Here is a 22104-nt window from a genome sequence, read left to right as displayed (position 1 = left end):
CGGATCAGAGCGAGGCTTCGGGCCGGAACCCCTCGGGGATCGTGTCGCGCCCCTCCAGCATCAGATCGGCCATGACATCGGCGACTTTCGGCGCCATGCCGAACCCGATCTTGAACCCGCCATTGGCGATGAACTGCCCCGGATGCAGCGGATGCGCGCCCAGCATCGGCGCCCGGCTGCGTGTGCGCGGGCGAATGCCGGCCCAGCGCTCGATCACCTCGGCCCCGTGCAGGAGGGGCAGCGCGGAAACCGCCTTGTCGATCACCGCATCGAGCGCGGCGTCGGTGCTGGCAGGATCGTCATAGTCGCGTTCAGAGGTCGATCCGATGGCAAGCGTACCGTCGGCATGCGGCACGATGTGAACGCCATCGGCAAAGATTTGCGGCACCTCTCCGGCATCGAAGCGCAGGAGCGCGGCTTGCCCCTTGATTCCGGCGCCGACATTGCGGCCCAGCGCGTCGTTCAGCTCGGTCAGACCGGCGATTCCGGTGGCGTGCAGAACCTGCCCGGCATCGCGGCCTTCTGTCTGTACGCTCACGCCACGCGCGTCCAGGGCCGCCACCAGCGCGGCGCAGGCACGGCGCGGGTGCATCCGCGCGCTCAGCGTGTCGCGGATGACATGGCCGGTGGGGCTGGCGGGACACCAGGCGCCGGCCGCGCTCACCTCCAGGACCTGCCATTCGGCGCGTCCCTGCCACAGTTCGCGCGCGGTTTCCGAGCGGCTTCGCGCCAGAGTCAGCGCCGCCGCGTCAGGCACCGGCTGCAACCGACCAAGCCGGGCATAGCCCGGCGAGACCCCGCCGGCCGCCTCGACCTCGGTCCAGAAGGTTTCGGCCATCAGCAGGCTGTCGAGCTGAAACGCCTTCTTGTCGTTCCAGTTCTCGGGCACATGCGGCGCCAGCGCGCCGACCAGCCCGCCCGACGCCCCCGCGCCCGGCCCGTTCGGGTCGATGACCCGCACCCGGGCGCCCCGGCGCGCGCAGGCCCCGGCGACCGACAGGCCCAGGATCCCGGCCCCCCGGATCGTCACATCCGCCATTGCCAATCCCCCTGTCCTTGTCCAGTGTCGCGCCGTTCGTCCCCGGGTCTATGGGATATTCGCATGACTGACCAGCACGCCGAGCTGATCTGGACGCCCGAGGGGGTCCCGGTCTCGCGTCGGTTCGACGATCCCTATTTCTCGCTGGCAAACGGGCTGGCGGAAACCCGGCACGTGTTCCTGGACGGCAACGACCTGCCGGCGCGGTTCGGGTCCGGGTTTCACATCGCCGAGCTGGGTTTCGGCAGCGGGCTGAACATGCTGACCGCCTGGCAGGCGTGGGAGGAGGCGGGACAGACCGGCCCGCTGCATTTCACCAGCTTCGAGGCCTTTCCGATGGAGCCTGCCGCGATGGCGCGGGCGCACGCGCAATTTCCCGAGATTTCCGACCTGTCCCGCCAGTTTCTCGATCGCTGGCAGGGCGGCGCCTGCGACCTGGGCAGCCTGCGGCTGCAGGTGATCCCCGGCGACGCACGCGACACGCTGCCCGATTGGAGCGGCCGCGCCGATGCGTGGTTCCTCGACGGGTTCGCCCCGGCCAGGAACCCCGAACTGTGGGGCGACGCGCTGATGGCACAGGTAGCCGCGCACACGCGCCCCGGCGGCACGGCTGCGACCTATACTGCCGCCGGATTCGTTCGCCGGGGCCTCGCCGCAGCGGGTTTCGAGGTGACGCGCGCCCCCGGCTTCGGGCGCAAGCGGCACATGACGCGGGCGCGCCTGCCATGAGCCAGCAGAACAACGTGCCGGCGGGCATCGCGCTGATGCTGGCGGCCACCGTGGTCTTTGCCCTTCAGGACGGCATCTCGCGCCACCTGGCGGGGACCTACAACACCTACATGGTGGTGATGGTCAGATACTGGTTCTTCGCCGCTTTCGTGATCGCGCTGGCCGCGCGCGCGCCGGGCGGGCTGCGCGCGGCGGTGCGCACCGACCAGCCGGGCCTGCAGATCCTGCGCGGGGTGCTGCTGGCCGCCGAGATCTGCGTGGCGGTGTTCGGCTTTACCGTGCTCGGCCTGATCGAGAGCATGGCGGTGTTCATCTGCTACCCGCTGCTGGTGGCCGCGCTGAGCGGCCCGGTTCTGGGCGAGCATGTCGGCTGGCGGCGCTGGAGCGCGATCGGCGTCGGGTTCATCGGGGTGCTGGTCATCCTTCAGCCGGGCATGGGGGTGTTCAACCCCTGGGCGGTGATCCCGCTGATCTCGGCGCTGATGTTTGCGCTCTATGCCCTGCTGACCCGCTATGCCGCGCGGCGCGACCGGACATCGACCAGCTTTTTCTGGACCGGGACCGTCGGCGCCGTGGTGATGACCGCCATCGGCCTGTGGTTCTGGGAGCCGATGAGCCAGGGCGACTGGATCTGGATGGCGCTTCTGTGCGTCACCGGGGCATCCGGGCACTGGCTGCTGATCAAGTGCTACGAGACGGCCGAGGCGGGAGCGGTGCAGCCCTTTGCCTATTTCCACCTGCTGTGGACGACGATCCTGGGTATCTCGCTCTTCGGCGAGGACCTGCGGCTTGCGGTGATCCTGGGTACCACACTGATCGTCTCGGCGGGTCTATTCACGCTCTGGCGCGAACGCGCGCAGGGTTGATCCGCGCAACTCCTCCGAAAACGGCACCGGCAGGGCGGGCCGGCCCAGACGCGCCCGATAGATCGGCAGGCTTTCCGTGACCCGCATGACATAGTTGCGGGTTTCCTTGAACGGGATGTGCTCGATCCATTCAACCATGTCGACATCGTCGCCGCGCGGATCCCCGAAGCGCCGCATCCACGACGCCGGGCGCCGCGGCCCGGCATTGTAGCCGGCCGACATCATCACCACGTTGCCGTCGAACAGCGCCGCCAGCCCAGCCAGGTAGCTGGCCCCGAGGCGGGCGTTGTATTCCCAGTCCGAGGTCAGACGGTCGGTTTGATGACCGCCCAGGATGCCCAGGTCTTCGGCCACCAGCCGGGCCGTGGCCGGCATCACCTGCATCAGCCCGCGCGCACCCGCGCCGCTGACCACGACCGGATCGAATTCGCTCTCGCGGCGGGCGATGGCAAGCGTCATTTCCTTGGCCATCGGCAGGTCCATCCGCGCCACCGGGTGCAGCGGATAATACGCGCCGGCCAGCACATTGCCCTGTTGGGCCGCGCGTTTGGCGATCATCACCGCCAGGTGCGGGCGGCCCATCTCGAGCGCCATGTTGCCCATCTGCGCGCCCTGCTCGGCATTCAGACTCTCGACCAGGTGGGTGAAGAATCGTTCGGCCAGGGCCTCGTCGCCCGCCTCCATCAGCAGGCGGGCGGCGCGGTAGACGCTGGAGCCGGTGAAGGCGGCCTCGCGCCAGGGCGGCACCTGCGGGGGCGTTGCCAGATCCGGGTCGAAGGGGCGCCCGATGCGTTCCGCCGCCAGCAGGCCGTAGAACGAGGTCTGGTGATCCGCGCCCATGGCATAGGCCTCATAGGCCTTCTCGGCATCGCCCAGCGCGGCATAGGCACGGCCCAGCCAATAGCCCGCGCGACCCTTCGAGATCGGGGATTCGACGGCGGCGTCGAATCTTTCGAAATGGCCGGCCGCGGTGGCGGGATCGTTCAGCTTGGTCAGTGCAATGAAGCCGGCCAGCCATTCCAGGTCGGCATAGGCATAGCCCATCCCGGGCGTCATGTGGTGCTGCGCCGCGACCCGGTAAGCCCGCCCGGCATCGCCCTGGCGCATCTCCAGCCGCGCCAGCCGGCGGCGGCGCTCGCCCCAATAGGCCGGCTCACCCAGTTTCGCTACGCTGGCCGAACGGGCCAGCATCAGGTCGATGGCGCTATCGTCAAGCTCCTTGCGGTCGCGCCAGACGAATCGCTCATAGGCCAGGCCGGGCGAATCGAGGACGGATTTCGGCAGCTTGGCAATCATGCCGTCCACCCCGGGCGCCATCTCGCGCAGCGCCATCCGGGTCTCGGCCAGCTGGCGCTGGGCCGCGCTGACCAGCGGCAGCATGCGCCCGGCGCTCTGCTTGTTGCCGTCCCACAGCAGCCGGTCCAGCCGGGCCTCGTGATGCGGTTTGAGCAGTTCCGCGAAATTCTCCAGGTAGGTCTTGTGCAGGGCCGCCTGCATCGGCATCACCCGCCAGGCCCGCACCAGCTCAGCCTCTGCGTCACCGCGCCGGCCCTGCGCCAGCAGCGCCGTGGCATGGGTGAGCGCACCCTCGGCGGTCTGGGCGGGGTTGCCATCGAAGAAGCGCAGGATGCGGTCGGCATCGGCGCCGGCGAAATTCGGCTCGGCCTTGCGGCGCAGCCAGTCCAGCCCGGGCCAGTCGCCCCGGCGGCCGAGGAAGATGAGCGCGTCGCCGGAGGTTCCCTGCCCGTCGCGCAGCCAGTGCCAGACGATGATGTCGCGCGTCACCGAGGCGCGCGCGCCAGCAACCTGCAGGGCGCTGTCCCAGTCGCCTTGCCGCATCTCGGACAGCGCCGCGCGCAAGCGTTCGGCTTCCGCCGCCCGGGCCGGGCCGCCCCAAAGGCCCATCAGGCCGACGACAGTGATCGCAAGGGCCAAAACGCGCGTCATCTCTTGCATTCCCCGATAAACCAAGGCTAGAGCCATCACGATAAGCCGCATGCCGCGGGGATCAATTCACAATCGTCCCAGCGCACACGGTTTGGTGGGCCGCGGCCCGCGTCTCAGGATCTAGGGAGCGTTCCTCATGTTCAAGGGCTCTATGCCGGCACTCGTCACCCCGTTCCGCAACGGCGAGCTGGATCTTGAGACGCTCAAACGCCTGGTCGAATGGCATATCGGCGAAGGCTCGGCCGGGCTGGTGCCGGTGGGCACGACCGGGGAAAGCCCGACGCTGACCCATTCCGAGCACGAGACCGTGGTCGAGGAGGTGGTCAAGGCCGCCGCCGGTCGTGTGCCGGTGATCGCCGGGGCTGGGTCCAACAACACGCTCGAGGCGATCCGATTCGTTCAGTTCGCGGAAAAGGTCGGCGCGGATGCGGCGCTGGTCGTCACGCCCTATTACAACAAGCCGACCCAGCGCGGGCTGATCGCGCATTTCACCGCGCTGCACGATTGCGCCGAGATCCCGATCATCATCTACAACATCCCCGGCCGGTCCGTTGTGGACATGACGCCCGCGACGATGGGCGAACTGGCCCGGCTGCCGCGGATCATCGGGGTCAAGGACGCAACCGGCGACCTGGCGCGGGTCAGCCAGCAGCGGGCCAGCTGCGGGCCGGATTTCATCCAGCTGTCGGGCGAGGACGCCACCGCTCTGGGCTTCAACGCGCATGGCGGGGTGGGGTGCATCTCGGTCACGGCGAATGTCGCGCCGCGCCTGTGCGCGGCGTTCCAGGAGGCGACGCTGGTGGGCGATTACGGCAAGGCGCTGGACTACCAGGACCGGCTGATGCCGCTACACGAGGCGATCTTCATCGAGCCGGGACTGGTGGGCGCGAAATACGCGCTGCACCGGCTGGGCCTGTGCACCGAGGAGGTGCGCTCGCCCCTGACCGGGCTCGAGGACGGCACCAAGCACGCGATCGACGACGCGATGCGTCACGCCGGGCTGATCAACTGATCGGCTGCGCGCCGGGAGCCGGCTGCCGTTTGCCATAGTAGAGGCCGACCACGTGTTCGGCCTCGGCGAAGAACAGCCAGCGGGAACAGGCCACGCCGGCCAGATGCGCCAGCGCCGCCAGCCCGGCCAGTGCATGGCTGAACGGCAGGAACAGCAGGAGCAGCGGCACCACGAAGGCCAGGGCAAAGGCGATCACCCGCAGCCGCCGGCTGTGCCGCCGCCCGACCACATGCACGAACTCGCGCAGCAGATAGTTGGTGCCGGTATGCGGCGGCTCGAAGGCGCGCACTTCGCCGATACCGCCCAGCCCGGTGGCGCTGGCCATGGTGCTGCCCGACCGTTGAAGTGCTGTGTCGCCCTTTTGCCAGGCGGCCAGCTGAACCGTGGCGGCCACCGCCAGCAGCGGCGCGGCGATTGCCGTCTGCCCGGCCAGCAGCGCGCCGCCGGAAAGGCCGAGCGACAGGAACAGCGCCGGCGTCAGCCAGCTGTTCCAGCGCGGCACGCTGCGCAGCTGGGCATAGATCATCGAGGTGGTGAAGACGGTGCCGAGGCTGAGCACCGCCCCGATGATCCCCACCGGACGCCAAGTCGCACCGAGAAACACCGCACCGATGGCGTAGAGACCCATCGTCGCCAGCGCCGCGACCGCGCAGATCCCCTCGCGGCTGAGCCAGCTGCTGCGCCACTGGGTGAAGGCCTTGAGCGCCCGCTCGGGATGGCCCAGATGGAAGGTCGAGACCATCAGCCCGCCCGCGGCAAGCGCGAAGGCGATGGCGAAAAAGACGAAGGCGACCCAGCCGGTGACCGGCGGCAGGCCGATCCCCAGCCAGAACAGCAGGCCGAAGCCCAGGCCGGACAGGGTGGTGAAGATGATGACGGAAGGCGCGGGGTGCATCAGATCGTCCCTCCGGGTAGCCTGGAAAGCGCCTTGTCGAGCCAGCCGATGAAGCCGCCGGTATCGGCTGCGATCGGCTCCAGCAACGGGGCCAGCACGTCGATCTGATCCTCGATCCGGTCCTTGGGGCGGGGCGGCAGATACTTGTTGACCGGTTTCGTGCCCTGCTCGGGCATCAGGTCCATTCCGCCGCGCTCGGCGCTCAGGCGGCTCACGTCGCTGTCGGGGTCGCCCAGGTCGCCGAAATGCCGCGCGCCGGCCGGGCAGGTGCGCACGCAGGCCGGCACCCGGTCCTCCTCGGGCAGGTTCTCGTTGTAGATCCGGTCGACGCAGAGCGTGCATTTCTTCATCACGCCTTCGGCCGCGTCCATCTCGCGCGCGCCATAGGGGCAGGCCCAGGCGCAGAGCCCGCAGCCGATGCAGTCGCTTTCGTTGACCAGCACGATGCCGTCCTCGACCCGCTTGTAGCTGGCCCCGGTGGGGCAGACAGTGACACAGGGCGCGTCGTCGCAATGCAGGCAGGATTTGGGGAAATGGATCAGCTGCGCGGCGCCCTGTTCGGGCTGCACCTCGTAGGAATGCACGCGATTGAGGAACGTGCCGGACGGATCGCTGCCGTAAGGGTCCTGGTCGGAGAGCGGCGCGCCGTAATTCTCGGTGTTCCAGCCCTTGCAGGAAATCACGCAGGCGTGGCAGCCGACGCAGGTGTCGAGGTCGATCACCAGACCCATCTTGCGGTCGGTCTTGTCGGGAAGGGTGGTCATTCTGAGGGATCCATGCGCAGTTGTCTGCCGCAGGACTGGGGCTCTGCCCCAGACCCCGAGGTATTTTCAGCGAGAGGAAGGGTATGGGTCATTTGCCAACCTTCCAGCGCAGCTCTTTCGGGCCGGTGCCGACCGGAGAGTCGATGGGCGCGAAAACGGGCTGGCTTTCGTCCGGTGGCGCGTCGGCCTTTTCGATTCGGACCTTAAGGTCGAACCACGCGGCCTGGCCGGTGACGGGATCGGAATTGGCCCAGCGCAGCCCGTCACCCTTGGGCGGCAGCAATTCGTGGATCAGGTGGTTGAGCAGGAAGCCCTGGGTGGCTTCGGGCGCTTCCTCGTCCAGCGCCCAGGCGCCCTTGCGCTTGCCGATGGCGTTCCAGGTCCAGACCGTGTTCTCGTTCAGCGCCGCCATTTCCATCACCGGCACGGTGATCTCGCCATGCGGCGAGGTGACCCGCGCCCAGTCGCCGTCGCTGAGCCCGTGCTCGCGCATGAGCTTGGTGGGCACGTAGAGCGGGTTGCGCCCGTGCAACTGCCGCAGCCAGGCGTTCTGGCTGCCCCAGCTGTGATACATCGCCATCGGCCGCTGGGTCAGGGCGGTCACGGTGAAACCCGCGTTGCCGGTCTGATCGGTGTCCGACCAGAAGGGCAGCGGGTCGAGATGGGTGCGGATGCGGTCGCGCAGATGCTCGGGCGGCTGGCGGTCGCCATGGCCCTCGGCAGCGCGCTGGAAGCGGCGCATCGGCTCGGAATAGAGCTGGAACAGGTAGGGCTGCGGGCTTTCAAAGAGGCCCAACCCCACGGCCCAGTCCTGGTAGGCCGTGTTCCACGGCTTGTAATACTGCGCCGCTTCGGGGATGTGCTCGACGAAGAAGCCGCCGTTCTCGATATAGCGGTTCAGCTGCTCCGGGTTCACCTCGCCGCGGCCCACCTTGTCGCCCGTGCCGCGGAACCCGGCCAGCGGGCCGATGCCCGGCCGGCGTTCGTGGTTGACGATATAGTTGGCGTAATCTGTCCATTTCGGGGTGCCGTCCGCGTCGGTGAAACCCGGCAGGCTCATCCGGTTGGCCAGTTCAATCAGCACAGACTGAAAGCCGCGGACGTCGCGGTCGGGCTCGATGACCGGCCAGCGGATCGCGTCGGCGGCGGCGTCGGCCTCGCAGATCGGCCGATCCAGCAGTGAGATGCAGTCGTGGCGTTCCAGATAGGTGGTGTCGGGCAGGATCAGGTCGGCATAGGCCACCATTTCCGAGGAATAGGCGTCGGAATAGATGATCCGGGGGATGACATAGCCGCCATCGTCGTTGCGCGCCGTCAGCATCTCCATCACACCGGAGGAATTCATCGACGAGTTCCACGACATGTTGGCCATGTAGAGAAACAGCGTGTCGATGTGATAGGGGTCGCCGGCGCGGGCGTTCGAGATCACCATGTGCATCAGCCCGTGCACCGACATCGGGTTCTCCCAGGAAAACGCCTTGTCGATGCGGTTGGGCTTGCCCGCGTCGTCCACCTGCAGATCTTCGGGCCCGCGCGGAAAGCCCAGATGCGGGCCGTTCAGCGGGCGTCCGGGGCGGCGGCCGCTATGCGGTGTCGGGTGGGCCTCGACCGGCTTGGGATAGGGCGGCTTGAAGCGGAATCCGCCGGGCACCTCGACCGTGCCCAGGATGATCTGCAGGATGTGCAGGGCGCGGCAGGTCTGAAACCCGTTGGCATGGGCCGAGATGCCGCGCATGGCGTGGAAGCTGACCGGCCGGCCCGTCATGGTCTTGTGGGTCTCGCCGCGGAAATCGGTCCATTCCCGCTCGATCTCGAAGGCCTCGTCGAAGGCGACGCGGGCCAGTTCGGCCGCGATGGCACGGATGCGGGGGGCGGGGATGCCGCAGCGCTCGGCCACCGCCTCGGGGGCGTAGTCCTCGCTCAGGTAGCGCTCGGCCATGTGGTGAAAGACCGGGCGGTGGGTGACGCCATCGACCTCATGCGTGGCCGAAAGGTCCGGGCTCACGCCGGGCCGGTCGAAGGGCGCAGGTTTGCCACTCGCGCGGTCGATCACCAGCGGCTTGTCGTCGGCGTCGCGCAGCAGAAGGCCGGTGTCGGCATCCACCAGCACCGGCGCGTTTGTGTAACGGCCGAGATAGTCCAGATCGATCCGCCCGGCCTTCATCAGCACATGGATCATCGACAGGATGAAGAGGCCATCGGTGCCCGGCGTGATGCCGACCCAATCGTCGGCCACGGCGTTATAGCCGGTGCGGATCGGGTTTACCCCGATCACCCGCGCGCCACGCGCCTTGATCTTGCCGATGCCCATCTTGATGGGGTTGCTGTCATGGTCCTCGGCCACGCCGAACAGCATGAACAGCTTGGTGTGGTCCCAGTCGGGCTGCCCGAACTCCCAGAAGGCGCCGCCCATCGTGTAGATGCCGGCGGCGGCCATGTTGACCGAGCAGAACCCGCCATGCGCGGCATAATTCGGCGTGCCGAAATTCTGCGCCCAGAAGCTGGTGAAGCTCTGGCTCTGGTCGCGGCCGGTGAAGAAGGCCAGCTTGTGCGGCGCGGTCTCGTGCAGCTCGTTCAGCCAGCCGACGGCGGTGCTGATCGCCTCGTCCCAGCTGATCTCCTCGAACTCGCCCGACCCGCGCGGCCCGACCCGTTTCAGCGGTGCACGCAGGCGCGAGGGCGCGTTGACCTGCATGATACCGGCGCTGCCCTTGGCACAGAGCACGCCCTTGTTCACCGGGTGGTCGCGGTTGCCCTCGATATAGGCGACCTTGCCGTCCTTCATGTGCACGTTGATCCCGCAGCGGCAGGCGCACATGTAACAGGTGGTCTTGCGCACCTCATCCGAGACCTTGGGGGACGTGTCGATTACCGGTTGCATCGCTTCTCCTGTCGCGCTTGGCCCGACCCTAGAAGCAATCCCGGCAGGGCGCGACGATTTTCTGCAGGCGTGGCGGGTGACGGAACGTGTGTTCCCCAATTGGGGCTCTGAGCGCTCATGCAGTCCCGTCCAGCAGCGCCGCCGCATCGCTTGCGATCCGGCGTTCCTCCTGCGCCGGGACCACATGAACCGGCACGTCTCCGGCCCAGGCCAGCCGGACGGTAATGGAGTCCCGAACCGCGCCGGCGTTCTCGCCGATGCCGCCGGTGAAGGCGATGGCGTCCAGCCCCTCCATCGCCGCGATCATCGAGCCGGAATGCCGCGCCGCCCAGTAGCAGAAATGGTCGATGGCGAAACGGGCGGCGGCGCTGTCGGCCTGTTCGAGCGTTCGCATGTCGTGGCTCAGGCCGGACAGGCCCAGAAGCCCGCTTTTGTGGTTGAGCATGTGCCGCGCGGCTTCGATTCCCAGCGTTTCGGCCAGGTGCAGAACGGCGTTGCCGTCGATGCTGCCGGTGCGGGTTCCCATGGTCACCCCCTCTAGCGGCGAATAACCCATGGTCGTCGCGACAGAGCGGCCGTCGCGGATGGCGCAGATCGATGCGCCGTTGCCCAGGTGCAGTGCAAGCAGGCGGTGGGGCAGGGCGGTTCCGGTGACATCGGTCCAGCCCCGCACCATCGCGGCATAGCTGATCCCGTGAAAGCCATAGCGCCGGATCCCACGAGTCGCCTCGATGTCGGGAAGGGCATAGCGCGTGGCCAGCGCCGGATTGCCGGCGTGAAAGGCGGTGTCGAAGCTGGCGCATTGGGGCAGATCCGGCGCCAGCTCGGCGATCGCGTCGATGGCCGCCAGGTTGTGCGGATTGTGCAGCGGGGCAAGCGGCGCGCAGGCGGCAATGGCCTCGCGGATCTCCGGTGTCACCTGGTGCGGCCGGGTCAGCGAGGCGCCGCCATGCACCACGCGATGCGCCGCCGCGCGCAGGTCGGCAAGCGTGATGCCCTGCCCCGCCAGCGCCTCCAGCAGGGCGGCCAGCGCGGCTGTGTGATCGGGCAGGTCGGCCGCGCGGGTGTCCGTGCCCAACCGGATCTCGCCACGTCCCCCGATGCCGGTGACGGCGCCGGACAAAGTGGCGCGAAGGCCGTCATCGAACACCGCCACCTTGATCGAGGACGACCCGGCATTGACCACCAGTATGGAGCCGCCGGCCGCCATTGGCGTCAGACCGTCTGCGGGCGCATGTCCGAGGCGTCGATGCCGGCAACCTCGACCGGCTTCTTCATCGCGTCACGGCGGAAGGGTTCGCCCAGCTCCTGGTTGATCATCGCCTCGATCAGCGTGCTCTTGCCGCTCTTCTGATCCTCGATCGCCTGGTTCAGCGCCGCGGTCAGCTCGTCCATCGTGTGCGCGACGACGCCCTTGAGGCCGCAGGCCGTGGCAATCCCGGCATAGCTGACCTGCTCGTCCAGTTCGGTGCCGACGAAATTGTCGTCATACCACAGGGTCGAGTTCCGCTTCTCCGCGCCCCACTGGTAATTGCGGAACACGATCTGGGTGATCGCCGGCCATTCGCCGCGTCCGATAGCGGTCAGCTCGTTGACCGCGATGCCGAAGGCCCCGTCGCCCGAGAAGCCGACGACCGGCACGTCCGGGCGGCCGATCTTGGCGCCGACGATGGAGGGCAGGCCATAGCCGCAGGGGCCGAACAGGCCCGGCGCCAGGTATTTCCGGCCTTCCTCGAAGCTGGGATAGGCGTTGCCGATGGCGCAATTGTTGCCGATGTCGGAGCTGATGATCGCCTCTTTCGGCAGCGCCGCCTGGATCGCGCGCCAGGCCATGCGCGGGCTCATCCAGTCGGGCTTGGCGGCGCGGGCGCGCTGGTTCCAGGTGGTGCCGGGATCGTCCTCCTCGTGATCCATCGACGACAGCTGCTGCGCCCAGCGGCTCTTGGTTTCCGCGATCCGGGCCTTGCGGGCGCCGCGCCCGGCATCGCCTGCGCTGTCCGCCAGCTGCCCCAGGATGCCGCGCGCCACCTTGGCGGCGTCACCGACGATGCCCACGTCGACCTTCTTGGTCAGGCCGATGCGGTCGGGGTTGATGTCGACCTGAATGACCCTGGCCGCCGTCGGCCAGTAGTCCATGCCGTATCCGGGAAGGGTCGAGAACGGGTTGAGCCTTGTGCCGAGGCAGAGCACCACGTCGGCGTCGCGGATCAGCTCCATCGCCGCCTTCGACCCGTTGTAGCCCAGCGGCCCGGCAAATAGCGGGTGGCTGCCCGGAAACGCATCATTGTGCTGGTATCCGACACAGACCGGCGCATCCAGCCGCTCGGCCAGCGCCTTGCTGGCCGCGATGCCGCCCTTGGACAGCACCACGCCGGCGCCGTTCAGGATCACCGGGTTATCGGCTTCCGAGATCAGCCGCGCCGCCTCGGCGATCGAGTTCTCGCCGCCGGGCGAGGCCTCGAAGGTGACGGGATCGGGGATCTCGATATCGACCACCTGGGTCCAGAAATCGCGCGGGATGTTCAACTGCGCGGGACCGGACAGGCGCTTGGCCTGGGCGATCACGCGGGTCAGCACCTCGGCCACGCGGGTCGGGTCGCGCACCTCTTCCTGGTAGGCGACCATGTCCTCGAACAGTTTCATCTGCTCGACTTCCTGGAACCCGCCCTGGCCGATGGTCTTGTTCGCCGCCTGCGGCGTGACCAGCAGCAGCGGTGTGTGGTTCCAGTATGCGGTTTTTACCGCGGTCACGAAATTGGTGATCCCGGGGCCGTTCTGGGCGATCATCATCGACATCTCGCCGGTGGTTCGCGTGTAGCCGTCGGCCATCATGCCGGCGCTGCCCTCGTGCGCGCAGTCCCAGAAATGGATGCCGGCCTTGGGAAACAGGTCCGAGATCGGCATCATGGCCGAGCCGATGATCCCGAAGGCATGGCGGATGCCGTGGCGCTGCAGTACCTTCACAAAGGCTTCTTCGGTGGTCATCTTCATCGGTCGGGCTCCTGAACGGGGATCGGGGCGGGCCATTGGGCCGGGTCACGGATCGGTTTAGGCGCAAGCATCCGGCAGCGGATAGGGCCAGATCGGATGTCGGCTAGGTCCAGTGGCGTCATGCGCTTTCGTCGATTGCCCGGGCGATATGCTCGATCCCCGGCGCGATCCGCTCCGTTGGGATCGAGGAATAGCCCAGCCGGTAGAAATTGCCAGGCCGCTCCGGTCCGGCAAAGAACGGCGCGCCACGCTCGATCAGCACACCGCGATCCTGCAGCCGCCGCGCAAGATCTGCGGTGTCGACGCCCTCGGGCGCCCGCATCCACAGCGACGATCCACCATAGACACCGCGCCCGGCGATGGTCAGACCGTGCGCGGCAATCGCCGCCTCCAGCGCCTGCCGCCGTTGCAGGAGCGTGGCCGACATGCGCCTTATCTGCGCGTCGTAATGACCGAGAGACAGGAAATAGGCCGCCGTGCGCTGGATATGTCCCGGCGGGTGGCGCAGCACCATGGACCGCAACGCGCGGGCCTCGCGGATGAACGGCTCGGACCCCACGAGATAGCCCAGCCTGAGCCCCGGAAAGAGCGATTTCGAGAAGCTGCCGACATAGATCACCCGCCCGTCCCGGTCGATGGATTTCAGCGCTGGCGACGGGGCACCCAGAAAGGACAGCTCGAATTCGTAGTCGTCTTCGACGATCATCGCGTCGATCTCCTCGGCCCGGTCCAGCAGCGCCTGCCGCCGGGCGCGCGGCATGGTCGCGGTGGTGGGCGACTGGTGCGACGGCGTGGTGAAGATCACGTCGGTGTCGCCCGGCACCGCTTCGGGCGGCAGCCCGTCGCCGTCGACCGGGACCGGCGCCAGCCGGCACCGCGACTGCACCAGCAATTCGCGCAGAGCGTAATAGCAGGGATCCTCAATCGCTGCCTTGCGGCTGCGGTCCAAGAGCACGCGCGAGGTCAGCCACAGCGCGTTCTGCGCCCCCAGCGTGATCAGGATCTCCTCGGGCCGGGCATGGATGCCGCGACGGGGCAGGGTGTGGCGGGCGATGAACTCGATCAGAAGCGGATCGTCGCGGTCGAGGTAATCGGCGGTGAGCGAGGCGAAGTCCTTTTGTCCCAGCGCCCGCACCGCGCAGCGCCGCCAATTGGCATGATCGAACAGCGTCGGGTCGGTCTGCCCGTAGATGAACGGGTAGCGGTGGTCGCGCCAATCCGCCGGCTTGTCCAGCCAGTCGCCCAGGGTGAACCGGCGGGCGATGGCGCGGTCCCAGTCCACCGTCTCGGCCCCCCGCCGCAGCGGCGTGTAGCGCGGCGGAACCGGGGCATTGTCGGAGACGTAATAGCCGGACCGCCCGCGCGAGGTCAGGTAGTCATTGGCCAGTAGCTCGGTATAGGCCAGCGTCACGGTGATCCGGCTGACCCCCAGATGCGCCGCCAGCTTGCGCGACGAGGGCAGCTTCTCGCCGACATGGAAGCGGCCCGACAGGATGCCCTCGGCGATCATCTGCTGGATCTGCGCCTGAAGCGTGCCCTGTGCCTGCGGGTTGAGAAAGAACGTGTCGACCGAAATGCCCATGTTGCGGCACAGTAATGTGGCACTAGGGCGCGCGCAATCTGGACTTATCCGCTGTCCGGTTCCTCCGCCTCCGGCTGGACCGGCGCGGCCCGGCGTTTCCAGACGAACCGCGTGCCGGCGATCCGGCGCATGAGCCGCTGGCCGGCCAGACCCTCGTCCAGCGGCGCGACCAGATAGGCGCCGGGGGTCATCGTCTCGACGATGCGTGCCTCGAGCTGCTGCTGCAGGTCGGGCGTGCGGATCGGCCGGTATGAGAAGATCAGGTCATAGGGTCCGTAATCGACCTCCAGCGCATCGGCCACGAACAGTTCATCGGTCAGTCCCAGACCGTCCCGGCCCCGCTGCACCTGCTGTTCGTTCAGGTCGAACCCGGCATAGCGGTCGCAATTCAGGATGCCCGACAGCTGCGCCATCAACAGGTTCTTGCCCGGGCCGCACCCAACCTCGAGAAAGGACAGCGGGCGATAGCGGTCGGTCTCGGACGCGAAATCGGGGTCGCCGGTCAACAGGTCGTCCAGCCGAAAAAGGGTGTCGAGGAAATTCTCCAACCCGAACGGTATGTAGCCATGCGATTCCTCGGGCAAGACGAAATCCGTCTCGGGAGGATCGCCGGTCCCGCGTTCCAGGCATTGCTCGATCAGGCCTTCCATGCAGCGGCGAAAGGCGATCAGGGTCATCTGACGCAAGCTGTCATCCAGGTCGGCCGCAGCGGTGCGCCGGGCCTGCCGGCCCAGGATCTCCTGGAACAGCGCGGCCTCGCTCTCCACCGCTTCACGTGCGCTCTCGCAGCCCTTCTGCGCCTGCGCCATCGCGTTCTGCAGCCGGTTCAGCTTGTGCCGGTTGGTCAGCAGCAGGCTGTTCGCCCGCGCCGCCTTGTCGCCCAGCGCGCGGCCCAGGATCTCGGCCGAGTTGCGTTCCAGCCGCTCGAGCCTGTCCTGCAGGCCGTTCAGGGCATCCACCGACTCGGTTAACTCGGTAACGTTGTCGCCCAGCCGCAGCGCCGCGGCGATCAGTCGGAAAGGGGGGTCGCTTGGCATCTCGGTCCTCCGCTCGGGCCAGCATACAGGATCTGGACATATTGCAAGCCCCCAACCCAAGCACAGGGTTGACGGGCGGGGTCGCCTGAAATAACCATAAAACTAGTTTAGTGGGAGTGTCAGGATGTGGGATGAAGCGGCCGCCGGTTTCGCGGCGATGGGATCCGAGGCGCGGCTGAAGGTTCTGCGCGCGCTGGTGCGCGCCGGCGAGGCCGGGTTGACGGTCGGTGACATCCAGGGGCGCACGGGCATCCCGCCCTCGACGCTGGCCCATCACCTCAAGTCCCTGCGCGGCGGGGGGCTGGTGATCCAGAAGCGGGTCGGACGCAGCACCGTCAACCGCGCGGATTTCGACCACCTGGAGTCGCTGGCGAATTTCATTCTCGGCGAATGCTGCGCGGATGAATGCCTGGACGGGGAAGACCGGAAAGAGACCGCCCATGGCTGACCTGATCCAAATCCCCAGATCCGCCCGCTGGCAGATCGCCGAACACCTCAAGACGCCGTGGGCGGCGATCGCGCTCCTGCTTCTGTGCGTGCTGGTACTCGATCCCGGCAACCTGTGGCAGACGATCATCTTGGCGGCCGGGTCACTCGCGCGTACGAGCCAGTATATCGTTCTGGCGGTCCTGTTTCTGGCCTATCTCAAGGCCACCGGCGCCGAGGTGCTGGTCGCGCGCGCCTTCAAGGGGCGCGAAACGCGAATGATCGTTCTGGCGGCGCTCTTCGGCGGGCTTGCGCCCTTCTGTTCCTGCGAGGTGATCCCCTTCATCGCCGGGCTTCTGGCGCTGGGCGCACCGCTGTCGGCGGTCATGGCGTTCTGGCTCAGCTCGCCGCTGATCGACCCGCCGACCCTGCTGATCACGGCCTCGGCGCTGGGCTGGCCCTTTGCCATCGGCAAGGCGGTGGCGGCGGTGGCGATGGGCCTGTTCGGAGGGTTCGCCGTGCGCGTCCTCGTGGCGCAGGGCGGGTTGTCCGATCCGCTCCGGCCGCGGCAGGCGGCCAGTTGTTGCGGGTGCGGCCCGAAACAGACCGATACACCGGTCTGGCGGTTCTGGCACGAGGCCGAGCGCCGCACGCGGTTCCGCACCGAGTTCGTGGGCAACGCCCTCTTCCTGTTCAAATGGCTGGCGCTGGCCTATGTGCTCGAGGCGCTTCTGGTGCAATACGTGCCGGCCGACATGGTGGCCCGGGTGATGGGTGGAAGCGGGTTGATGCCCATCGTCACCGCCGCCCTGGTGGGCATGCCGGCCTACCTGAACGGCTATGTCGCGCCGCCGCTGCTGGCCGGGCTTATCGATCAGGGCATGAGCACTGGCGCCGCGATGGCCTTTGTCGTCGCCGGCTCGATCAGCAGCATCCCGGCCATGGCGGCGGTGTGGTCACTGGTCAAGCCGCGGGTCTTCGCGCTCTATGTCGGGCTGGGCCTGTCCGGGGCGATCCTTGCCGGCGTGGCGTTCCAGATGGTCTGAGGAGTCAGCGAATCGGCTCGAACCTGGCGGCGCTGGCGCGGCAGTCGCGGATCACGTCGGCGCCGCAGGGCACCGGCTCCAGCGTCCGCGACAGGCAGATCCGCGCCTCGGCGACATGGCCCTGCCGGCAGGTAATGGTGATCATGTCGGGCTCGAGCCCCGGGTTCGCCTCGATGAACGCCTGTTCCACGACCTTGGCGGGCAGGGTCACGGCGCTGTCCAGACGCCGGAACACCTCGGGCCGGTTGACCTGCGCGTAGGCACGGCGCGACAGCGCGAAATAGCCCGCCGGGTCGAGACCCGAACAGGTACCGTGCTTGCGCCACTGGTGCCACGCCAGCCCCGCGCTGCCCTGGATGTCGGCCATGTCCCGGGTCATCCGCCGCGACGGCGGTGTGTGCGCGGTGCGGCAGAAGGACGGCCAGCCGCGATGGAACTGCGGCCAGAGCCCGTGCAGGATCCAGCCGTAGTCGTGACGCGCGTCGCATTGATCCGACCCCCGGGCATCGCCCTCGGTTGCGCACCAGTTGGGCGACCAGCTGAGCGCCAGCACGTAGTAGTCGAACTCGCCCGCGCGCTCGCCCTCAGCCATCGCGGCCACGGCGCCAAAGGCCCAGACACACCAGATCGCCAGCCCGCGCATTCACCTCTTCCCTTATCCGTCCTGCCGGACTATATAGCCCAACAGTTCCCCGACAAAGGAAACCTGCCCCGCCCCGGGGCCGCCGATTCCAGGCGACGGGAAAGATGTATTCAAAGGAGAGTTGCACATGGCAAAACCGCTGATGGCCAAGGCGACCGCAGTTTGGCTGGTGGACAACACCACGCTGAGCTTCAAGCAGATTGCCGATTTCGTCGGCATGCACGAGCTGGAGATCCAGGGCATCGCCGACGGCGACGTGGCCGCGGGCGTCAAGGGCTTCGATCCGATCGCCAACAACCAGTTGACCCAGGAAGAGATCGAGCAGGCCGAGAAGGACCCGCTGCACAAGCTCAAGCTGAAATTCAACGCCGCCGCCGTGGGCGAGGAGAAGCGCCGCGGGCCGCGCTATACCCCGCTCAGCAAGCGGCAGGACCGGCCCGCGGCGATCCTGTGGCTGGTCAAGTTCCACCCCGAGCTGAGCGACAGCCAGATCTCGAAGCTGGTGGGCACCACCAAGCCCACGATCCAGTCGATCCGCGAGCGCACGCACTGGAACATCGGCAACATCCAACCGATCGACCCGGTTGCGCTGGGCCTCTGCCGGCAGTCCGAACTGGACGGCGCGGTGCAGAAGGCGGCCAAGAAGACCGGCGACAGCCCGGTGATGAACGACGACGAGCGCCGCAAGCTGGTCTCGACCGAGCAGTCGCTGGAGATGGAGGCCGAACCCCGGATGCCGACCGCGATCGAGGGGCTGGAAACCTTCACCCTGGGCGGCAGCGATTCCGTGGCCTCGGAAAAGAAGGAAGAGCCGGTGGACGCCGACAGCTTCTTCAACCTGCCGGCGGGCAGCGACGATGAGGACGAGGAGGACGACAGCGACGACCCCCGTCGCTGAGTCCCATCGGATTGAATGGCGCCGGCCCACGTGGCCGGCGTTTGCATTTTGCGGTTGGCCGCAGCCGGATGCGCTTCGATGTGCACGCTGGCGGGTTTGCGATGGCTGACTCTCACGACACCGGATGTGACCTGCAAAACAGCGGAACAGCAGCTGTCGGAAGTGGCTCAGTCAACGGGAGTTTCAGGGGAAGATATCAGCGGTGTCAAAGCTTCTGGATTAGTGGCGGCTTTCTGCCTAACCTGTTTTCCAACCCTTGGAGGTAGGAATTTGGAACGCCGCCTCGCCGCGATACTTGCCGCCGACGTCGTTGGCTACAGCCGCCTCATCCGCAATGACGAAGCCGGTACTCTGGAGATAGTCAGAACGCATCGCGAACGTCTCTTTGAGCCAATTGTATCGGCGCGGAACGGACGCATTGTAAAATTGATGGGTGACGGCCTGCTGATTGAATTTGCCAGCGCCGTCGAGGCCGTTCTTTGTGCCGTCGAAATGCAGCATTTTGTCGGGATCGAGAACGAGGACTTGCCGGACGACGCTCAGGTTCGATATCGGATCGGGCTTAATGTCGGCGACATCGTGGTTGATCAGGACGACATTCAAGGTGATGGCGTCAACATCGCCGCGCGGCTTGAAAGCTTGGCCGAACCCGCCGGCATCTGCATGTCGGTCAACGTCTTCGATCAGGTTAAGGGCAAACTCGACCTCACCATCGAAGATGCGGGAATGCATCAGGTCAAGAACATGGCGGACCCGTTGCACGTCTTCAGATTGGCGCTCGATGAAAAGGCCACGGCTTTGGTGTCGCCCATTGTGCGGAGTGCAGCAAAGCCTTCACGACGTCGGTTCGCAGCTGCCATCGGCGTCGTGCTTGCCTTGGTCCTGGGCGTGGCGGCATGGTGGCAACCCTGGGGCCCTGCTCCGACATCGTCCGCCAATGGCGACCAATTTTTGCCCGCCTCCGGCAAGCCGTCCATCGCGGTCATGGCTTTCGACAATCTCAACAACGATCCGAGCCAGGATTACCTGAGCGATGGTCTGAGTGAGAACATCCTGACGGCGCTGTCCCGGTTCTCCGACTTTTTTGTCGTCGCGCGCAATTCGACCTTTACGTACAAGGACAAGCCCACGGACGTGCAGCAGATCGCGCAGGAACTCGGCGTCAGATACATCGTCGAAGGCAGCGTTCAGATCGCCGGTGAACGCTTGCGCGCAAATGCGCAATTGATCGATGCCACGACCGGCAAGCATCTCTGGGCCGAACAATACGACCGTGATCTGCAAGACATTTTTGAGGTTCAGGATGAGATCACCCGCACCGTCGCTTCGACGTTGAGTACGAGTATCAATCTCGCCGAGTATGACCGGTTGAAACACCAGCCCACTGAAAGCCTCGGGGCGTATGAACTCTCCAGACGTGCGCAGGAACACTCTTTTGAATTCAGCAAGACGGACAATATTCAAGCCCGGCGACTGAGTGAGCAGGCGATTGCGCTCGATCCAAACTTCGCGGGCGCATATGCCGAACTGGCCTGGGCTCATGCCTTTGGATATCGCTTTGGCTGGAGCGAAAACCTGTCACGCGAGGAATCGCTCGATCTTGCCTTTGAAATGGCCAGAAAGGCGATTGATCTGGAACCACTCAATTTTGCCGGCTACGCCGTTCTGGCCTATGTGACGATGTATAGCGGCGATCTCGACCGGGCGGTGACGCTGTATGACAAGGCAATCTCGCTGAACCCGAATTCCGCGGGCACCCTCGTGAACTCAACTGACCCCCTGGTCTATAGCGGACGAGCCGAAGAAGCCGTTGAGCGGATGCGGTCGGCAATTCGCCTCAACCCGCATCATCCGGATTGGTATCTGTGGAACCTGGGGTGGGCACAGTATTTTGCGGAAGATTACGCAGGCGCACTTGCTTCGATTGAAAAGATGAACGAGGTCCCGGATCGCCTTCGACGCACACTTGCGCCGATACTCTTGCGGTTGGAGCGGGAAGAAGAAGCAAGAACGTTGATCGACCAATTCTTGGCAGACAACCCCGATTACAGCATTGAAGAGGCAAGCCAAGCTCCGTTCGAGAGCGACGATTACCTCAACCGATGGCTGGATGACTTGCGCAGACTGGGGGTGCCGGAAACCTAGAGGTGAATGGGTGAGTCGGTATCTCTGTCGCGAGCAAGACAGCGAAGAGCAGGCTTAGGCAGGAATTCAGAATACTGTAGTTCTGGGCATAGCTGCCGTCGATGCAAATTGCGGCATTCAACACACTGGCCTCGGAGCCGCCCTCCTCCCTCAGATCTCCTTGCGCGCCTTCAGCGCTGCCGAGATCGTTCCGTCGTCGAGATAGTCCAACTCGCCGCCGATCGGCACGCCCTGCGCCAGCGAAGTGAGCCGGACCGATCCCTCCAGCTGGTCGGCGATGTAATGCGCTGTGGTCTGCCCGTCGACGGTGGCGTTCAGCGCCAGGATGACCTCGGTGATGTTTTCGGACACCACCCGGTCGCGCAGGCGGGGGATGCGCAGATCCTCGGGGCCGACCCCGTCCAGCGCCGACAGCGTGCCGCCCAGTACGTGATAGCGGCCCTTGAACATGCCCGACCGTTCCATCGCCCAGAGATCGGCCACGTCCTCGACCACACAGAGCTCGCCGGTGGCGCGTTTCTCGGAGCTGCAGATGTCGCAGACATCCGAGGTGCCGACATTGCCGCAGTTGAGGCACTCGCGCGCGGTTTCCGCCACCAGGCGCAGGCTGTCGGCCAGCGGGGTCAGCAGCAGGGCGCGCTTGCGGATCAGGTGCAGCACCGCGCGCCGCGCCGACCGCGGGCCGAGCCCCGGCAGCCTGGCCATCAGCTCGATCAGGTTGTCGATGTCTCGGGTGGAATTCAACCGGGGCGCCTGTGTCTGGGGGCGGGCATGAGTATTTGCAAAAAGATGAAGTTCAGAACGGCAGCTTGATGTCGCTGGGCAGGCCCATGCTTTCGGTCAGCTGGGCCATTTCCTGCTGTGCGCGTTCGCTGGCCTTGGCCTGGGCGTCCTTGATCGCGGCCAGGATCAGGTCCTCGACGACCTCCTTGTCGTCGCCGTTGAAGATCGACGGGTCGATGTCCAGCGCCTTCAGGTCGCCCTTGGCGCTGGCGGTGGCCTTGACCAGCCCGGCGCCGGATTCGCCGGTCACCGTCATGTCGTTCAGATCCTCCTGCATCTGCGCCATCTTGGTCTGCAGTTCCTGGGCGGATTTCATCATCTTGGCCATGTCGCCAAGACCGCCGAGTCCTTTGAGCATCGCGTGTCTCCCGAAAATCGCTGTCCTGCCTAGATACGGTCCGGGCGGGCGCGGCACAAGGG

Annotated in this window: 19 protein-coding genes; 7 read left to right on the top strand and 12 right to left on the bottom strand. The window is 66.6% G+C overall.

All coding sequences use genetic code 11. From position 1 onward, the window contains the following. Positions 1-4: 4 nt before the first annotated feature. Positions 5-1045, bottom strand: a complete 1041-nt coding sequence (locus BMX57_RS13040; RefSeq protein ID WP_229724246.1) for an NAD(P)/FAD-dependent oxidoreductase — start codon at positions 1043-1045, stop codon at positions 5-7. 57 nt (positions 1046-1102) lie between these two features. Between BMX57_RS13040 and mnmC2 the strand changes: the two genes are divergently transcribed. Then, complete coding sequence (gene mnmC2, locus BMX57_RS13035) at positions 1103-1768, top strand: tRNA (5-methylaminomethyl-2-thiouridine)(34)-methyltransferase MnmC2 (RefSeq protein ID WP_092367689.1); 666 nt, start codon at positions 1103-1105, stop codon at positions 1766-1768. Further along, on the top strand, positions 1765-2634 hold the full coding sequence (locus BMX57_RS13030; RefSeq protein WP_092367686.1) for a DMT family transporter: 870 nt from the start codon (positions 1765-1767) through the stop codon (positions 2632-2634). The genes mnmC2 and BMX57_RS13030 overlap by 4 nt, the downstream gene beginning before the upstream one ends. On the opposite strand, the gene BMX57_RS13025 is transcribed toward BMX57_RS13030, so the two are convergent. Further along, positions 2599-4581 (bottom strand): lytic transglycosylase domain-containing protein, encoded by a 1983-nt coding sequence (locus BMX57_RS13025; RefSeq protein ID WP_092367683.1) that lies wholly within the window; start codon positions 4579-4581, stop codon positions 2599-2601. The genes BMX57_RS13030 and BMX57_RS13025 overlap by 36 nt on opposite strands. A gap of 136 nt (positions 4582-4717) precedes the next feature. On the opposite strand from BMX57_RS13025, the gene dapA reads away from it, so the two are divergent. Next, positions 4718-5593 carry a 4-hydroxy-tetrahydrodipicolinate synthase gene (gene dapA / locus BMX57_RS13020; protein WP_092367680.1) on the top strand — a complete coding sequence of 292 codons (876 nt, stop codon included), beginning with the start codon at positions 4718-4720 and terminating at the stop codon, positions 5591-5593. On the opposite strand, the gene BMX57_RS13015 is transcribed toward dapA, so the two are convergent. The 7 genes from BMX57_RS13015 to BMX57_RS12985 form a co-directional block, all read right to left on the bottom strand. Next, positions 5586-6488, bottom strand: a complete 903-nt coding sequence (locus BMX57_RS13015) for a dimethyl sulfoxide reductase anchor subunit family protein (RefSeq protein ID WP_092367677.1) — start codon at positions 6486-6488, stop codon at positions 5586-5588. The genes dapA and BMX57_RS13015 overlap by 8 nt on opposite strands. Beyond that, a complete protein-coding gene (locus tag BMX57_RS13010; protein WP_092367674.1) occupies positions 6488-7252 on the bottom strand; it encodes a 4Fe-4S dicluster domain-containing protein in 765 nt (254 codons plus the stop codon). The genes BMX57_RS13015 and BMX57_RS13010 overlap by 1 nt, the downstream gene beginning before the upstream one ends. A gap of 88 nt (positions 7253-7340) precedes the next feature. Then, positions 7341-10133: a molybdopterin oxidoreductase family protein gene (locus BMX57_RS13005; RefSeq protein ID WP_092367671.1), complete on the bottom strand. Its 2793-nt coding sequence runs from the start codon at positions 10131-10133 to the stop codon at positions 7341-7343. A 115-nt stretch (positions 10134-10248) separates the two neighbouring features. Next, a complete protein-coding gene (locus BMX57_RS13000; protein ID WP_092367668.1) occupies positions 10249-11343 on the bottom strand; it encodes an acetate/propionate family kinase in 1095 nt (364 codons plus the stop codon). A 5-nt stretch (positions 11344-11348) separates the two neighbouring features. After that, positions 11349-13124, bottom strand: a complete 1776-nt coding sequence (xsc, locus tag BMX57_RS12995; RefSeq protein ID WP_092367665.1) for a sulfoacetaldehyde acetyltransferase — start codon at positions 13122-13124, stop codon at positions 11349-11351. A 118-nt stretch (positions 13125-13242) separates the two neighbouring features. After that, positions 13243-14706 carry a MocR-like pyridoxine biosynthesis transcription factor PdxR gene (gene pdxR, locus BMX57_RS12990; protein ID WP_092367662.1) on the bottom strand — a complete coding sequence of 488 codons (1464 nt, stop codon included), beginning with the start codon at positions 14704-14706 and terminating at the stop codon, positions 13243-13245. 44 nt (positions 14707-14750) lie between these two features. Further along, complete coding sequence (locus BMX57_RS12985; protein WP_092367659.1) at positions 14751-15743, bottom strand: class I SAM-dependent methyltransferase; 993 nt, start codon at positions 15741-15743, stop codon at positions 14751-14753. Between the two features lie 124 nt (positions 15744-15867). Between BMX57_RS12985 and BMX57_RS12980 the strand changes: the two genes are divergently transcribed. Together BMX57_RS12980 and BMX57_RS12975 are read left to right on the top strand one after the other, a co-directional pair. Next, positions 15868-16191 carry an ArsR/SmtB family transcription factor gene (locus BMX57_RS12980; RefSeq protein ID WP_092367657.1) on the top strand — a complete coding sequence of 108 codons (324 nt, stop codon included), beginning with the start codon at positions 15868-15870 and terminating at the stop codon, positions 16189-16191. Next, positions 16184-17215, top strand: coding sequence for a permease (locus BMX57_RS12975; RefSeq protein WP_092367654.1), 1032 nt, complete (start codon positions 16184-16186; stop codon positions 17213-17215). Before BMX57_RS12980 ends, BMX57_RS12975 begins: the two co-directional genes overlap by 8 nt. A 4-nt stretch (positions 17216-17219) precedes the next feature. On the opposite strand, the gene BMX57_RS12970 is transcribed toward BMX57_RS12975, so the two are convergent. Next, positions 17220-17858 carry a ribonuclease T2 family protein gene (locus BMX57_RS12970; protein ID WP_092367651.1) on the bottom strand — a complete coding sequence of 213 codons (639 nt, stop codon included), beginning with the start codon at positions 17856-17858 and terminating at the stop codon, positions 17220-17222. Between the two features lie 127 nt (positions 17859-17985). Between BMX57_RS12970 and BMX57_RS12965 the strand changes: the two genes are divergently transcribed. Together BMX57_RS12965 and BMX57_RS12960 are read left to right on the top strand one after the other, a co-directional pair. After that, a complete protein-coding gene (locus BMX57_RS12965) occupies positions 17986-18756 on the top strand; it encodes a DUF1013 domain-containing protein (RefSeq protein ID WP_092367648.1) in 771 nt (256 codons plus the stop codon). Between the two features lie 78 nt (positions 18757-18834). Continuing rightward, positions 18835-20901 carry an adenylate/guanylate cyclase domain-containing protein gene (locus BMX57_RS12960; protein WP_177175457.1) on the top strand — a complete coding sequence of 689 codons (2067 nt, stop codon included), beginning with the start codon at positions 18835-18837 and terminating at the stop codon, positions 20899-20901. 150 nt (positions 20902-21051) lie between these two features. Here BMX57_RS12960 and recR read toward each other — a convergent pair whose 3' ends face one another. Beyond that, positions 21052-21645: a recombination mediator RecR gene (gene recR, locus BMX57_RS12955; RefSeq protein WP_092367642.1), complete on the bottom strand. Its 594-nt coding sequence runs from the start codon at positions 21643-21645 to the stop codon at positions 21052-21054. Between the two features lie 52 nt (positions 21646-21697). Then, complete coding sequence (locus tag BMX57_RS12950) at positions 21698-22042, bottom strand: YbaB/EbfC family nucleoid-associated protein (protein WP_092367639.1); 345 nt, start codon at positions 22040-22042, stop codon at positions 21698-21700. Between the last annotated feature and the right edge of the window lie 62 nt (positions 22043-22104).

This window comes from Cribrihabitans marinus, from assembly GCF_900109035.1.
GTDB lineage: Bacteria > Pseudomonadota > Alphaproteobacteria > Rhodobacterales > Rhodobacteraceae > Cribrihabitans > Cribrihabitans marinus.
The sequence above is the reverse complement of the archived record's forward strand: the minus strand, read 5'-3'. Positions and strand labels throughout refer to the sequence as shown.

Bases quoted from the DNA above. Each gene is read 5' to 3' on its own strand.
- BMX57_RS12965 (WP_092367648.1), top strand. From the start codon at position 17,986: ATGGCAAAACCGCTGATGGCCAAGGCGACCGCAGTTTGGCTGGTGGAC.
- BMX57_RS13000 (WP_092367668.1), bottom strand. From the start codon at position 11,343: ATGGCGGCCGGCGGCTCCATACTGGTGGTCAATGCCGGGTCGTCCTCG.
- pdxR (WP_092367662.1), bottom strand. From the start codon at position 14,706: ATGGGCATTTCGGTCGACACGTTCTTTCTCAACCCGCAGGCACAGGGC.
- mnmC2 (WP_092367689.1), top strand. From the start codon at position 1,103: ATGACTGACCAGCACGCCGAGCTGATCTGGACGCCCGAGGGGGTCCCG.
- BMX57_RS12975 (WP_092367654.1), top strand. From the start codon at position 16,184: ATGGCTGACCTGATCCAAATCCCCAGATCCGCCCGCTGGCAGATCGCC.
- BMX57_RS12960 (WP_177175457.1), top strand. From the start codon at position 18,835: ATGTGCACGCTGGCGGGTTTGCGATGGCTGACTCTCACGACACCGGAT.
- BMX57_RS13015 (WP_092367677.1), bottom strand. From the start codon at position 6,488: ATGCACCCCGCGCCTTCCGTCATCATCTTCACCACCCTGTCCGGCCTG.
- BMX57_RS12980 (WP_092367657.1), top strand. From the start codon at position 15,868: ATGTGGGATGAAGCGGCCGCCGGTTTCGCGGCGATGGGATCCGAGGCG.
- BMX57_RS12950 (WP_092367639.1), bottom strand. From the start codon at position 22,042: ATGCTCAAAGGACTCGGCGGTCTTGGCGACATGGCCAAGATGATGAAA.
- BMX57_RS13025 (WP_092367683.1), bottom strand. From the start codon at position 4,581: ATGACGCGCGTTTTGGCCCTTGCGATCACTGTCGTCGGCCTGATGGGC.
- dapA (WP_092367680.1), top strand. From the start codon at position 4,718: ATGTTCAAGGGCTCTATGCCGGCACTCGTCACCCCGTTCCGCAACGGC.
- BMX57_RS12970 (WP_092367651.1), bottom strand. From the start codon at position 17,858: ATGCGCGGGCTGGCGATCTGGTGTGTCTGGGCCTTTGGCGCCGTGGCC.
- BMX57_RS12985 (WP_092367659.1), bottom strand. From the start codon at position 15,743: ATGCCAAGCGACCCCCCTTTCCGACTGATCGCCGCGGCGCTGCGGCTG.
- BMX57_RS13005 (WP_092367671.1), bottom strand. From the start codon at position 10,133: ATGCAACCGGTAATCGACACGTCCCCCAAGGTCTCGGATGAGGTGCGC.
- BMX57_RS13010 (WP_092367674.1), bottom strand. From the start codon at position 7,252: ATGACCACCCTTCCCGACAAGACCGACCGCAAGATGGGTCTGGTGATC.
- xsc (WP_092367665.1), bottom strand. From the start codon at position 13,124: ATGAAGATGACCACCGAAGAAGCCTTTGTGAAGGTACTGCAGCGCCAC.
- BMX57_RS13030 (WP_092367686.1), top strand. From the start codon at position 1,765: ATGAGCCAGCAGAACAACGTGCCGGCGGGCATCGCGCTGATGCTGGCG.